Origin of the sequence: Gracilibacillus salinarum (assembly GCF_022919575.1) — a bacterium.
Taxonomy (GTDB): Bacteria; Bacillota; Bacilli; order Bacillales; family Amphibacillaceae; genus Gracilibacillus; species Gracilibacillus salinarum.
The window spans coordinates 578,004-591,599 of record NZ_CP095071.1 but is presented as its reverse complement, the minus strand read 5'-3'; the positions used below and the strand labels follow the sequence as shown (position 1 = coordinate 591,599).

General features: G+C 37.7%; 14 protein-coding genes. All 14 read left to right on the top strand.

Translation table 11 applies throughout. From position 1 onward, the window contains the following. Positions 1 to 91 precede the first annotated feature (91 nt). The 14 genes from MUN87_RS02955 (at position 92) to MUN87_RS02890 (ending at position 13,513) form a co-directional block, all read left to right on the top strand. Positions 92 to 868 carry a heptaprenyl diphosphate synthase component 1 gene (locus tag MUN87_RS02955; RefSeq protein ID WP_244746155.1) on the top strand — a complete coding sequence of 259 codons (777 nt, stop codon included), beginning with the start codon at positions 92 to 94 and terminating at the stop codon, positions 866 to 868. Continuing rightward, entirely contained in the window at positions 865 to 1,581 is a 717-nt protein-coding gene (locus MUN87_RS02950; RefSeq protein ID WP_244746154.1) for a demethylmenaquinone methyltransferase, read from the top strand. Before MUN87_RS02955 ends, MUN87_RS02950 begins: the two co-directional genes overlap by 4 nt. A 12-nt stretch (positions 1,582 to 1,593) precedes the next feature. Beyond that, positions 1,594 to 2,565 (top strand): heptaprenyl diphosphate synthase component II, encoded by a 972-nt coding sequence (hepT, locus tag MUN87_RS02945; RefSeq protein WP_244746153.1) that lies wholly within the window; start codon positions 1,594 to 1,596, stop codon positions 2,563 to 2,565. A gap of 12 nt (positions 2,566 to 2,577) precedes the next feature. Beyond that, entirely contained in the window at positions 2,578 to 3,024 is a 447-nt protein-coding gene (gene ndk, locus MUN87_RS02940; protein WP_244746152.1) for a nucleoside-diphosphate kinase, read from the top strand. Positions 3,025 to 3,054: 30 nt separating this feature from the next. Beyond that, positions 3,055 to 3,828: a CheR family methyltransferase gene (locus tag MUN87_RS02935; RefSeq protein WP_244746151.1), complete on the top strand. Its 774-nt coding sequence runs from the start codon at positions 3,055 to 3,057 to the stop codon at positions 3,826 to 3,828. 80 nt (positions 3,829 to 3,908) lie between these two features. Next, positions 3,909 to 5,075, top strand: a complete 1,167-nt coding sequence (gene aroC / locus MUN87_RS02930; protein WP_244746150.1) for a chorismate synthase — start codon at positions 3,909 to 3,911, stop codon at positions 5,073 to 5,075. Further along, positions 5,075 to 6,151 carry a 3-dehydroquinate synthase gene (gene aroB, locus MUN87_RS02925; RefSeq protein ID WP_244746149.1) on the top strand — a complete coding sequence of 359 codons (1,077 nt, stop codon included), beginning with the start codon at positions 5,075 to 5,077 and terminating at the stop codon, positions 6,149 to 6,151. Before aroC ends, aroB begins: the two co-directional genes overlap by 1 nt. Further along, on the top strand, positions 6,151 to 6,537 hold the full coding sequence (aroH, locus tag MUN87_RS02920) for a chorismate mutase (protein WP_244746148.1): 387 nt from the start codon (positions 6,151 to 6,153) through the stop codon (positions 6,535 to 6,537). Before aroB ends, aroH begins: the two co-directional genes overlap by 1 nt. Before the next feature lie 4 nt (positions 6,538 to 6,541). Then, entirely contained in the window at positions 6,542 to 7,630 is a 1,089-nt protein-coding gene (hisC, locus tag MUN87_RS02915; protein ID WP_244746147.1) for a histidinol-phosphate transaminase, read from the top strand. A gap of 13 nt (positions 7,631 to 7,643) precedes the next feature. Beyond that, complete coding sequence (locus tag MUN87_RS02910; RefSeq protein ID WP_244746146.1) at positions 7,644 to 8,744, top strand: prephenate dehydrogenase; 1,101 nt, start codon at positions 7,644 to 7,646, stop codon at positions 8,742 to 8,744. Positions 8,745 to 8,756: 12 nt separating this feature from the next. Further along, positions 8,757 to 10,055 carry a 3-phosphoshikimate 1-carboxyvinyltransferase gene (gene aroA / locus MUN87_RS02905; RefSeq protein WP_244746145.1) on the top strand — a complete coding sequence of 433 codons (1,299 nt, stop codon included), beginning with the start codon at positions 8,757 to 8,759 and terminating at the stop codon, positions 10,053 to 10,055. Between the two features lie 1,052 nt (positions 10,056 to 11,107). Next, positions 11,108 to 12,382: a tetratricopeptide repeat protein gene (locus MUN87_RS02900; RefSeq protein WP_244746144.1), complete on the top strand. Its 1,275-nt coding sequence runs from the start codon at positions 11,108 to 11,110 to the stop codon at positions 12,380 to 12,382. A gap of 22 nt (positions 12,383 to 12,404) precedes the next feature. Then, complete coding sequence (locus MUN87_RS02895; RefSeq protein ID WP_244746143.1) at positions 12,405 to 12,968, top strand: ReoY family proteolytic degradation factor; 564 nt, start codon at positions 12,405 to 12,407, stop codon at positions 12,966 to 12,968. Between the two features lie 83 nt (positions 12,969 to 13,051). Then, complete coding sequence (locus MUN87_RS02890; RefSeq protein ID WP_244746142.1) at positions 13,052 to 13,513, top strand: DUF2487 family protein; 462 nt, start codon at positions 13,052 to 13,054, stop codon at positions 13,511 to 13,513. Positions 13,514 to 13,596 lie beyond the last annotated feature (83 nt).

Sequence of the window (13,596 nt, the reverse complement as noted above, 5' to 3'; positions counted from 1 at the left end):
TCGTAACAAGTTTAATCTGGTCAGGATGATGTAAACTTATGTTATACTATGTTAAAATAGAATAGGATTTTGAAGAATTGCGGTGAGTATAATGACATATACAGAAACGATAAAATACTATACAAATTTAATACATCAGACCATCCATCAAAGTTTTTTGAGCAAACATCTGCATCGTCCTGAACTAGATATACATAAAATTGTCGCTATCGACACTCTCGTGAAAGATAAACCAAACCAGGATGAATTAGTCCGAACTACAATGCTCGTGCAGATTGCTTTAAACACGCATGATCAAATCAATGTTCATTTTAACGATGGAAATGTAATGGAACAGCAGCTAACTGTACTCGCCGGTGATTACTATTCTGGCATCTATTATCATCTTCTAGCTAATATTGATAACATCAGCTTTATTCGCCTTCTTGCCGATGGAATCAATGAAATGACACAGGCGAAGATGACGTTCTATTACAGTAAGTATCGTGACTTTAATCATTTTATGTCGGACTATCAAGTAATTGAATGTGTTCTGATTGATAAAGTGGCGCATTATGTAAATAAATTAGAGAATAACCGTTATCTAAGCAAATGGATTATTCTCAAGCGTCTCGAGTTTGAACTTGTCTCACTCCAAAAAAGGGGTAACACTTTCTTTCATCGTCTGGCAAAAGAAAATATTGATACAATACATGATAACATGCAGCTTGCTAAAGCATTGAAACAATATATCTCAAAGGTCTCTTATGAATTAGATACACTTGCTGCTAATAAAGAGCAAGCTGTTATTCCTAAAGATCTTGATTTGTTTCAGCTTAGATCAGAGAACAATTGGAATATGGTACTGGAAGAAGGATTATCACAATGACGAAACAATCAAAAGAAGAAAAAGTACATCAGGTATTTGAAAAAATCTATAGTAATTATGATCATATGAACTCCATCATCTCGTTTCAACGTCATAAAAAGTGGCGGTATGATGTAATGAAAAAGATGCAAGTTGAAAATGGGGAAAAAGCATTGGATGTTTGCTGCGGGACAGGTGACTGGTCATTTGCATTGTCAGAGGCAGTTGGAGATGACGGTGAAGTGGTTGGTCTTGATTTCAGCCAAAATATGCTGTCGGTAGCTGAGGATAGAAAGCAGCAGCATTCTTTCGATAATGTGGAGTTTGTACATGGCAATGCGATGGATTTGCCATTTGAAGATAATTATTTTGATTATGTTACCATCGGTTTCGGGTTGCGAAATGTCCCCGATTATTTACAAACTTTGAAAGAAATGCACCGCGTAGTAAAGCCAGGGGGAACAGTGGTTTGTCTAGAAACTTCTCAGCCCACCGGGACTTTATTTCGTAAAATCTACTATTTCTATTTTAAAAATATTATGCCTTTATTTGGGAAGATTTTCGCAAAAAGCTATCAAGAGTACGTCTGGTTGCATGAATCTGCTAAAGATTTTCCTGATAAAGAGCCGCTGAAAAGACTATTTGAAGATGCAGGGCTTATCAATGTACAGTACAAAAGTTATACAGGTGGCGTGGCAGCCGTGCATCTAGGTGAAAAACAAGGGAAGAAATAAAGGTGACATGATATGAAGCTTGCAAAGACATATGCATTTATCAAAAAAGATTTATCCGAAATTGAAGATGCGCTTGAAAAAACGGTTTACGCAGATCAGCCTGTTCTGCATGAAGCCTCTATTCAATTATTGAAAGCTGGCGGTAAGCGATTAAGGCCGGTATTTGTAGTATTAGCCTCTAAATTCGGAGAATACAATCTGAATCATATAAAGAATGTAGCTAGTTCACTAGAGTTAATTCACATGGCTTCGCTGGTGCATGATGATGTGATTGACGATTCCAATATGAGAAGAGGAAAACCGACTGTAAAAGCAAATTGGGATAATCAAGTTGCGATGCTAACAGGTGATTACATATTTGCTAAAGCTCTCCAGCAATTTACTGATATTGATAAGCCCAGGGCACATCAAATTTTAGCAAAAACAATGATGGAGCTTACCGTTGGCGAGATTGAACAAATTAAAGACAAATATAACCTTCAACAAGATTTACGAACATACTTACGAAGAATCAAACGTAAAACAGCACTGTTAATATCATCAAGTTGTCAGTTAGGAGCCATTGTGGCAAATACAGATGATCATACAGAGAAAGCTTTATTCCGTTACGGATATTACATGGGCATGTCATATCAAATCATTGATGATATATTGGATTTTACAGCATCAGAGAAGGAACTGGGTAAACCTGCAGGCAGTGACTTGATTCAAGGAAATATAACGTTGCCAGTTCTGTATGCATTAGAGAATAATTACATAAAAAAGGATTTAGAAAAAGCTTTCGAAAACAGGCAGGAAGTAAATCCGGAACGAATGCGTCCAATTATTGAGCAGATTGCAAAATCAGACGCGATTTCACAAGCAAGAACTGTAAGTGATCTCTATCTTAGAAAAGCGTATGATTCTTTAGAATTATTACCAGCCAATCAGGCTAAAGATGCGTTAGCTAAAATTGCAAATTATATAGGCAACAGAAAATTATAATGAGGTGATAACATGGAAAAAACGTTTTTGATGATAAAACCAGATGCAGTACAACGAAATCTAATTGGTGAAATTGTAAAAAGATTTGAACAAAAAGGATTTAAACTACTAGCAGCTAAGCTTATGACAATTCCAGAAGCTACAGCAAAGAACCATTATGCAGAGCATAAAGATAAACCATTCTTTGGAGATTTAGTATCTTTCATCACTTCAGGACCAGTATTTGCAATGGTCTGGCAAGGAGAGAATGTTATCGAAACTTCTAGAACAATGATGGGGAAAACAAATCCTCAAGCAGCTGCTGTCGGGACGATCCGCGGTGATTTTGGTATGGTGACACATCGAAATATCATTCATGGTTCTGATTCGTTAGAAAGTGCAGAGCGGGAAATACAGTTATTTTTTGCCCCTGAAGAAATTCAGAATTATACGAAAGATATAGATAACTGGTTGTCATAATTAGAAAAAAGCGATTAAGGGAGACGGAAGATGTCAGATTATCAAGCCTTTACTAGTCAAGTTTACAAAAAAACAGGCCTTGATTTATCTTTATACAAAGAAGCTCAAATGAAAAGGCGATTAACATCTTTGCGTAATAAGTTAGGATTCCATTCATTTCATGACTTTTTTCAAGTGATCAATACTGATCAGCAAGTAATGAATGAGTTTCTTGATAAAGTGACGATCAATGTTTCCGAATTTTTTCGAAATCCTTCTCGATGGGAAGTGTTGGAGAAACAAATCTTTCCTGCGCTTTCCAAAAAGAAGAATGGCATTAGAATTTGGAGTGCTGCTTGTTCTACAGGCGAAGAACCTTATACACTAGCGATAATCGCCAATCAATTCTGGCAAGCATCTGACATTGAGATCATTGCAACAGATATTGATCAGAATGTTCTGGCAAGAGCTAAACAAGGTATTTATAAGGAAAGAGCGTTACAAGAAGTACCGCCCGATATGAAAAAGCAATATTTTCATCAAGAAGGGGATACATATAAGATCGATGAAAAATTAAAGGAAACCATACGTTTCCAACAACATAATCTATTAGCAGATACGTATCCAGCTCAAGTCGATCTCATCGTATGTCGCAACGTATTGATCTACTTTACTGAAGAGGCAAAGCGTACAGTTTATCAACAATTTAGTCGTGCGCTGGCAAAGGATGGAATCTTTTTTGTTGGAAGTACAGAGCAAATTTTTTCACCAGATCAATATGGATTAGAAGTATTCGACACTTTTTTTTACAAAAAAAATAATTGACAAAAAAATCAGAAAATTTACACACAGTACCGTTTCGCTATGGTATATTAATACAAAAATAATTATTAAGGGGGATAATCATGCGTTATTTAACAGCAGGTGAATCACATGGTAAGCAGCAAACTACAATTATAGAAGGTTTACCGGCACGGATGCCATTGACACAAGATGATATAAATCACTCTCTACTTCGCCGTCAGAAAGGGCATGGAAGAGGGAAGCGAATGCAGATAGAGAAAGATTTAGTAGATATTGTTGGAGGAGTGCGCCACGGCTACACGCTAGGCTCACCAATTGCTCTAGTAGTGCATAATGATGATTTTAAGCATTGGATCGATGTAATGGGTGAAGATCCTGTAGAAGAGGACCAAAAGATTCGCCGCGTAGTAACTAGGGCGCGTCCTGGTCATGCTGATTTGAATGGTGCATTAAAATACGGCCATCGTGATATGCGTAATATACTGGAGCGTTCATCAGCACGTGAGACAACTGCACGTGTTGCTGCTGGTGCAGTAGCTAAAACATTGTTAAAACACTTGGATATTGAAATTGTCGGCTATGTGAAAGAAATCGCCGGTATCAAAGCAGCTGAAAAGCCTGAATTATCCATAAAAGAAAAGATTAAAATTTCTGAAGAATCGCCAGTTCGTTGCTTAGATGAAACAGTCGGCAAGCAAATGATGGATGCAATCGATATTGCGAAGAAAGAAGGAGATTCTATCGGTGGTGTTTGTGAAGTGTCGATAGAAGGACTTCCGGCTGGACTTGGTTCCTATGTCCATTATGATCGTAAGCTTGATGGGCGTATAGCTGGTGCTGTACAAAGCATTAATGCATTCAAAGGGGTAGAATTTGGAATAGGTTTTGAAGCAGCTCGTAAAAACGGAAGTGACGTTCATGATGAAATATTATGGTCTGAAGAACGAGGTTTCTACAGAAGAACCAATCGTCTTGGCGGTTTTGAAGGTGGTATGACTACAGGAATGCCAGTAATTGTCAAAGGTGTGATGAAACCAATTCCGACCTTATATAAACCATTGCAAAGTGTCGATATTGAATCAAAAGAACCTTTCAATGCAAGTATTGAGCGATCTGATTCTTGTGCTGTACCTGCTGCTGCAGTTGTTATGGAGCATGTCGTAGCATTCGAAGTTGCTAAAGCAATATTAGAACAGTTCCCAAATGATCAGTTCCCTAAATTAAAAGAAGCGATTGATCAATACCGTGAGGAAATCAGGTGCTTCTAATGCATAAACAGACGATCAAAACGAGTACTAATCAATATGATGTGGTAGTTGGTAAAGATATTATTAATCATATTGATCAATACTTGCCTCGAAAGTATAAAAATATTCTAGTGATAACAGACGCAGAAGTCCATTCCTTATATGCAGATAAAGTGGTTCGCCACTTATCTGCTGTTACTAAGGTCCATGTCAGTGTGGTCCCTGCAGGAGAGTCTTCTAAGAGTATTAACCAATACTATCAGTTATTGACAGATGCCATTAATTATCAACTGGATCGCAAGTCATTAATAATAGCATTAGGTGGCGGAATGATTGGTGATTTGGCAGGGTTTGTAGCATCAACATACATGCGTGGTATCGACTTTATTCAAGTTCCTACTACTATTCTAGCCCATGATAGCAGTGTTGGTGGAAAAGTGGCGATTAATCATCCTGAAGGAAAGAATTTAATTGGCAGCTTCTATCCGCCACAAGCTGTACTGTATGATATTGATACACTGCATTCGCTACCTGAAAAAGAAATACGATCTGGTTATGCAGAAGTTGTGAAACATGGTTTTATCAGTAATGAGGATTATTTGTCCGATATTCTGAAAATTGATTTAACCAAAGCACTCCAGCCACAGATATTGTCTGATCATATTCAGAAAGGTATCGCTGTAAAGGCGAGCATTGTGGAACAAGACGAGAAAGAATCAAATATTCGGAAGTTTTTGAATTTCGGTCATACGCTGGGACACGCTATTGAATCAGAGTTAGGATATGGGCGAATTACCCATGGAGAGGCTGTTGCAATTGGCATGCTATTTGCAATTAGAGTGAGCGAAGATAAACTGGCTAGTAATCTACCTTTTAATGAGTTGTTCCAATGGCTGTCTAGCAATAACTATCCACTTACTTTACCGCCTCTGTCAGTGGATGATTTGATTAATCGAATGAAGAAAGATAAAAAATCAGAAAATGCCCAAGTACAAATGGTCCTATTGAAAGAAATCGGCAACCCGATAGCTATGAACGTGGATGATGGAGAATTGACAGGGCTACTGGAAAAATTCTTGAGAGAGTTGGGTTCGTGATGATAAGAGGAATACGAGGAGCCGTAACGGTAGAGCATAATGACGCAGATGAAATAATTCAATCTACGAAACAATTGATTGAAGAAATGGCCTCCCAAAATGAGATAGATCCTGAAACCATTGCACAGGTTTTAATCTCTGTAACAACGGATCTAAATGCAACTTTTCCTGCTAAAGCACTAAGGCTTTTAGAAGGTTGGAAATATGTACCTGTCATGTGCATGCCTGAAATTGAAGTTCCAGGCAGTTTGCCAAAATGTATTCGTGTAATGATGACAGTGAATACAAATAAGGCGCAGCAAGAAGTAGAACATGTTTATTTGAACGATGCTGTAAAATTAAGACCAGACCTTGTAGAGAGCAATCATACAAAAGAAAGGAGATAAACCAGTGCAAGCAAAACAAGTATTTAAACAAATGACACCTTACACACCTGGAAAACAAATCGAGGATGTAAAAAAAGAATATGGTTTAACCAAGATAACAAAACTAGCTTCTAATGAGAACCCCTTTGGCTATTCGCCAAACGTAAAAGAACTAATACCTACCATTATTGATCATTTAGAAATTTACCCTGATGGTTATGCTACAGAACTTCGAACATCCTTGGCCGGCAAATTGCAAGTTAATGAAAAGCAACTTACATTCGGCTGCGGCTCTGATGAAGTAGTTGATTTGATTTGTCGAAGCTATTTAGAACCTGGTACCAATACAGTTATGGCTACACCGACTTTTCCTCAATATAAGCATAATGCAGTAATTCAAGGAGCAGATATTGTGGAAGTACCGTTAGTAGATGGTTACCATGATTTAGATAGGATGCTCTCGAAAATAGATAGTCAAACAAAAGTAGTCTGGTTATGTTCACCAAACAATCCAACAGGTTCATTAATTAATCGCGAGCAATTAGTAACATTCTTAACTAATTGTCCAACAGATGTAATGGTTGTATTGGATGAGGCATACTATGAATATATTGAATCAGACAACAATCCAAACAGCATCAATCTTCTAGACGATTATCCAAACTTAGTAATTTTACGTACCTTTTCAAAGGCGTACGGATTAGCAAACCTTCGCGTTGGCTATGGTGTCTCTTCTGAAGAAATTGCAACAAATCTCAATATTACCAGAGGCCCGTTTAATACAACATCTGTTTCGCAAATTGCAGCTCGTTGTGCATTAGAAGATGAAACATTTCTAGTTCATACATATGAAGAAAATTTACGAAACAAACACTCATTTATGAAAGCTTGTTCTAATTTGAACTTGAGTTACTATGACTCTGAGGCGAATTTTCTTTTTGTGAAATTACCATCATCAGGGGATGCACTGTTTGAATATTTATTAACAAAAGGTTTTATCGTACGTTCAGGTGAGGCATTAGGCCATCCAAACGGTGTTCGTATTACAATCGGTTCTTCGGAACAAATGGAAGAATTAGAACAGCACTTGAAAGAATTTTTAGCAACATTATAAAAGGAGAATAATCGTGAAACAAACGGTTTTAATTGCGGGCCTGGGTCTTATCGGAGGCTCGCTCGCTTTAAATTTAAAAGAAACGGAAGGTCTAACATTGTTAGGCTATGATACAAATCAAACCACATTAGAGTATGCCAAAATGAATAAAATGCTAGATGATGTGTTTGACGATTTTAAAGAGGCGGTTGTCCAGGCAGATATTTGTATATTTGCAGCACCTGTTTCAGTGACTGTTGATCTCATTCACCAATTAAATCAGTTATCATTCGATCATCACATCATTATGACCGATGTCGGGTCTGTTAAAGGACCAATAATGGAAGCAGCAAATCAAATTGAATCTGAAAACATTTCATTTATTGGCGGACATCCCATGGCCGGTTCTCATAAAAGAGGTGTCCAGGCGGCCAAAAAGCATTTATTTGAGAACGCCATTTACGTACTTTCTCCAACAGAAAGCAGTACTGATCAGGATCTTGATGTGCTACAAGCATTATTGGCACCGACAAAATGTAAATTTTTAATTCTGGAACCCGAAGAACATGATGAGATGACAAGTGTTATTTCTCATTTTCCCCACTTAATTGCATCTTCACTCGTTCACCAGGCAAAAAATTGGCAAAAAACGCATCCGTATATTCCTAAGCTTGCCGCTGGTGGTTTTCGTGATATTACCAGAATTGCCTCGAGCAATCCGTTAATGTGGAGAGATATATTTTTTCAAAATCGTTCAAAGATGAGCCGGTTACTCGGTGACTGGATTGAAGAAATGAAAGAATTAAAAAACTTGATTGATAATGGTGAAAAAACACAAATTCAGAACTATCTCGAACAGGCAAGAGATTATCGCGATGGGTTAGACAGCAGAAAGCAAGGTGCCTTACTTTCATACTATGATATATATGTAGATATTTTTGATCAACCAGGTGCATTGCTAAAGGTAATTGAGTTGTTGGCCAAGCATGATATTAGTATTAATAATATTGAAATCCTTGAAATTAGAGAAGGAATTACTGGTGTTCTGAGATTAAGCTTCCAAAATAAAAATGATCAGGAGCTTAGTCAGGCAATTCTAACAAAAAATCAATATGATACGGTTATTGAAGAATAGGAGAGGTGTAATTTGTCTCATAAAGTGTTAGCTTTTCAAAATCAGAAATTGTCTGGAAAAATTCGCGTACCTGGTGACAAATCTATATCACATCGCGCGGTAATGTTTGGTGCATTAGCTGAAGGGAAAACGACCATCACCAACTTCCTGGTAGGGGAAGATTGTCTGTCAACTATAGGTGCATTCCAATCGATGGGCGTAGCTATTCAACGTGAGCAACATACAGTTAGGATTGAATCGGCTGGATTTGAAGGACTAAAAGAACCGGTAGAACCGATTAATCTCGGTAATTCCGGTACTACTGCCCGCTTACTGATGGGCATTCTAGCTGGGTTACCTCATCACTATACACTATATGGTGATGCTTCCCTATCTAAGAGACCAATGGATCGTATAGCTGACCCACTACGTGAGATGGGAGCAAAAATTGATGGGCGTAACAATGGTCGTTTATTACCGATGTCGGTCCGTGGTGGCGGTTTAAGTCCTATTACGTTTTATCCTGCTGTCAAAAGCGCTCAAGTAAAATCAGGTGTTTTACTTGCAGGACTCCTGACAGATGGAGAAACAATCGTTGTAGAGGAAACCAAAACAAGAGATCATACAGAAAATATGTTAAAAGCATTTGGTGCTGATTTAACAGTAGAAGGAAATAAGGTCACTGTCCGAGGTAATCAAACGTTAAGAGGTTGCGAAATTGAAGTACCAGGCGATATATCTTCAGCTGCCTTCTTCTTAGTTGCAGCAGCAATTGCGCCTGACAGTGAAATTACGATAGAAAATGTCGGATTGAACCCGACAAGAACTGGTATAATTGATGTATTAGAACTGATGGGTGTTTCAATTAGCGTGAAAGAGAAGAAGAATATAGGTGGTGAACCAATCGGTGATATCACAGTTCACTCTTCAGAGCCAAAAGCAGCTGTTATTGAAGGAGATATCATTCCACGTATTATTGATGAAATTCCAATCATTGCCCTGTTAGCAACCCAGGCAAAAGGGCAAACGGTTATAAAAGATGCGGAAGAATTGCGTTTTAAAGAAACAGATCGAATTGATTCTGTGGTTAAGACGTTAACGAAATTAGGTGCGTCTATTACCCCGACCACTGATGGGATGGTAATCGAAGGTGGCACATCCTTAAATGGTGGTGTAACAGAATCATTTGGCGACCATCGAATTGGTATGATGATTGCAATCGCCTCCTTACTAATAGATGATAAAGTAGAATTACACGACGACGAATGCATTAACATCTCCTATCCAACCTTCTTTGAGGACTTACACAAGCTATTAAATGAAGGTCAATAAGAATATAAAGATCCATGTTCACAACGAACATGGATCTTTTATGCCTTACTCGTAAGCAAAGAAAGCATATAAGTACAGTCGTAGAAGTAATCATGCTGAATAGGAAGATAGGTCCCTATAATATGGATTATGCCAACTAGCCATTGCTAGCCAAGCACTCATGTTGAGATATTTAATATGCTGGGATACCGCTTCGGTCAACCACTCCTGCGGGGCACGGCTGAAGCTAGGCTACTACCCGAAATACTTCTCTGCTGCCTTGCACCGAGGAAGCCTACGTCGAAGCTTTACTAGTAGACGCAGGTGCAGACGTTGTGGCTCTCCAGCACCTGCCTGTCCCGCGGGAGTCTACGTGGTTGGCCTACGCTAAGATATTTGCTCTACAACTTTTGAAATTGCTAGCATATTGATCACATCATAAATATCAGCTTTTGAATAACATAATGCGTAGAACCACTGCTTTTAGCTGTTCTATACATTGTAGCACTTCCCTAAAGCGTAGGAAATAGGCGGAGACTCCTCATGCCTCAGCGCGAGCTGAAGATCCACTTCATTTGTGCCTGCGTCTGCAAGTACCGCTTCGAAGAGAGCTTCCTCGGCACAAGGCAGCAAAGATGTTATTTCAAGTAGTAGCCTTGCAGACCGCCGACCCACAGGACACGGAGCCTATTTCCGGAGCTTTGCAACGCAGATAAAATATTTCAAAATGACCGTTTTGCCATATAGCCTTAGTTGACATAATCCATATTATAGGGAGTTGTATATTAATGAGGTCAATTAGGATCGGGTGGTTTATACCCGGTTTTTCTAATCAATATATCTCAGTACAATAAATTGCTTAAATAAGCTGCAGCGTATGAACAATAGCGTTGACTCCGGTTGGGATTTGTTTTAGTACTGAACTGGTCGATAAAAGGCCTTACCGTACATGAATTATGTCAAGTTAACTGTATTATTCTTGTTTGTATAAAATCGAATAAGTTTTCTAGTTGCTCGAATGGCTTGAATTCGATAAGATGAAAGAGAAGTAGTAATGAGAAAGGTTGAATGGATTGAATAATACGATAGAACAAGCAATAGAAATGATTCAAGCAGGTGAAGTTGCTGAAGCGTTGACGTTACTCAATGAAACAGCTGCTTCTGCTGATGCAGATACAAAAATAGATATATGCCAAATTTTCATTGAACTAGGAAATCACGATCTTGCTAAAAACCTATTAGAAAATATGCTGCTGACGGATGACAACAACAGTGAAGCAAAACTTCTATTAGCCGATATTATGATCGATGATGAACAGGATGAATCAGCTATTGAATTATTAAATGAAGTAGAAGAAAATGACACAAATTATTTGCAAGCCTTAGTTCAGTTAGCTGATCTTTATCAGGCACAGGGGCTTTTTGAAGTTGCAGAACAAAAACTGTTAGCAGCGAAAACTATCGCACCAGAAGAACCAATCATCGATTTTGCCTTAGGCGAATTACTTTTTTCTTCAGGCGAATACCATAAATCAACGATATACTACGAAAAATTAAAACGAACAACCGATGAATTTGCAGGTGTTAATATTGCCAGCCGTTTAGCAGAAGCCTATGCCTTAAATGGAGAATTTGAAGAATCACTGGAATATTACCAGACGATAGAATCAGATGATCCTGAAACCTTGTTCCGATACGGCTTTCTTGCATTTAAATCAGAACGTTATGAAATAGCTATTCAAATTTGGGAGCAGCTGTTAGAAAAGGAATTAGAATACCCATCTGTATACCTGTACCTTACGAAAGCATATGAAGAAGAAGGACTGCTAGATGAAGCATATCAGACAGCAAATCAAGGTGTAGATATGGATCCGTTTAATAAAGAAATGTGGTTTCACGCTGGAAGAATCACTTTAAAATCAGGTGATAATCAAAAAGCATTTGAGATGGTCAAAAAAGCAATATCATTAGATAATGAATACCAAGAAGCATTATTGTTTTTAGTTGAGTCATATAAAAAGCAGGAAATGTTTGCTGAAATTACTGAACTGTTGACCGCTGAAGTTGATATCGAACAATTAGATGGTATATTTGGCTGGGAGCTTGCGAAAGCCTATTATGAAGAAGAAGCGTATAAACAGGCATTAAATGCTTACCAGAATGCATACAATAAAATGAAAGGAGATATTGATTTCCTTAAAAATTATGGCTATTTCCTTGTGGAAGAAGGGAGGATTCACTCCGCTATCGAAGTGTTCGAAGCATATTTATCAATCGATCCTTCAGATTTCGATATCGGTCAATATGTAGAGCGTTTGAAAGAACAAAGTGATGATACTCTCTTTTAGTATGGGGGGAGGGATGTAAACCTTGGAAACGTCAATTAAAGTAGAGGATAAGAAATCTTTTATTCAGTGGTTTCTCGGCAATTTTCAACTCAAAAAAAGAGAAAGTGTCTGGATTCTTAATTATTTGTTAAACCATGACCAATTGCTGGAACATGTACATTTTGTATTGGAAGCTAGGTTTTGTCCGCGAGCGATGATCATTTCCACGCATTGCTCCAAAGAAATTGCGTTTCGATTTTACAAAAAGCATATCGTGACTACAGATGCTGATAAATCATTTCATGACATTCGGTTGCATGCACAAGAGCCAATTTATATCCAGCTCAATTTCAAAGATTCGAAGCAGAGTATTCCTTACATGAAAGTGTTAGAAGATAATCCATTCATTCCGGATGATTATTTCCTGACCAAAAGTGATAAAAGAATGGCGGATGAATGGCTACAACATTCATTATATGAGTACAAAAAAGAAATGTTACTGCAACAAATCAATGAAGCTTTAGATGAAAAGAATCAGGAGCTTTTTGTGTATTATTCAGAGCAATTGAAAAAATTAGAAACCTCCTATATTATTAAGAGTGAGTAGCTTGAAGAACGGAAGACCTTTAAGAGAGGTAAATTCCGTTTCTTTTTGTGGTTAGCATGATACTAACGAAGGAGGATGAGACAATGAAATGGACTAGTGCAGATTTAGAAACTTTTTATCAATCTAAAGAATTTATTGATACATTATGTATCCCTTTAATTCCAGTTGAGTTAGCTAATTCATCCGAGGCACGTAAATTAGCTAATCAAAAAACATCATTACAAATCATATCTGATGAATTAGAACGAAATTATACGGGCAGAATAATGTTAAGTCCCGCTTATACATATTTACGGGGAACAGATTTTCAAACTGAATGTGATCGTGTAAATCAGTGGACAAGCCATCTTTCTGATGGTCACTTCCAACATATTTTTCTATTATCGTATGATGTAAATTGGAAGCGATATGAAAGAGAACTTGCAGGCAGTTTTGTCTGGATAACTGCTCCTATGATAGAAGATTTTAAGTCAGAACAAGCTCAAAAAGCGATTTCTGATCAGACAGATCAGCTAAGTGAATTAATTGAAAGTTATTGGAAATAACTAATTTGAATAGAAAATAATAGATATTATAGAAGAGATTATATTGACCCTAGCAAAAGTTTGCGCTATCATAGTAATGTCCT

Bases quoted from the DNA above. Each gene is read 5' to 3' on its own strand.
- MUN87_RS02955 (WP_244746155.1), top strand. From the start codon at position 92: ATGACATATACAGAAACGATAAAATACTATACAAATTTAATACATCAG.
- MUN87_RS02950 (WP_244746154.1), top strand. From the start codon at position 865: ATGACGAAACAATCAAAAGAAGAAAAAGTACATCAGGTATTTGAAAAA.
- hepT (WP_244746153.1), top strand. From the start codon at position 1,594: ATGAAGCTTGCAAAGACATATGCATTTATCAAAAAAGATTTATCCGAA.
- ndk (WP_244746152.1), top strand. From the start codon at position 2,578: ATGGAAAAAACGTTTTTGATGATAAAACCAGATGCAGTACAACGAAAT.
- MUN87_RS02935 (WP_244746151.1), top strand. From the start codon at position 3,055: ATGTCAGATTATCAAGCCTTTACTAGTCAAGTTTACAAAAAAACAGGC.
- aroC (WP_244746150.1), top strand. From the start codon at position 3,909: ATGCGTTATTTAACAGCAGGTGAATCACATGGTAAGCAGCAAACTACA.
- aroB (WP_244746149.1), top strand. From the start codon at position 5,075: ATGCATAAACAGACGATCAAAACGAGTACTAATCAATATGATGTGGTA.
- aroH (WP_244746148.1), top strand. From the start codon at position 6,151: ATGATAAGAGGAATACGAGGAGCCGTAACGGTAGAGCATAATGACGCA.
- MUN87_RS02890 (WP_244746142.1), top strand. From the start codon at position 13,052: ATGAAATGGACTAGTGCAGATTTAGAAACTTTTTATCAATCTAAAGAA.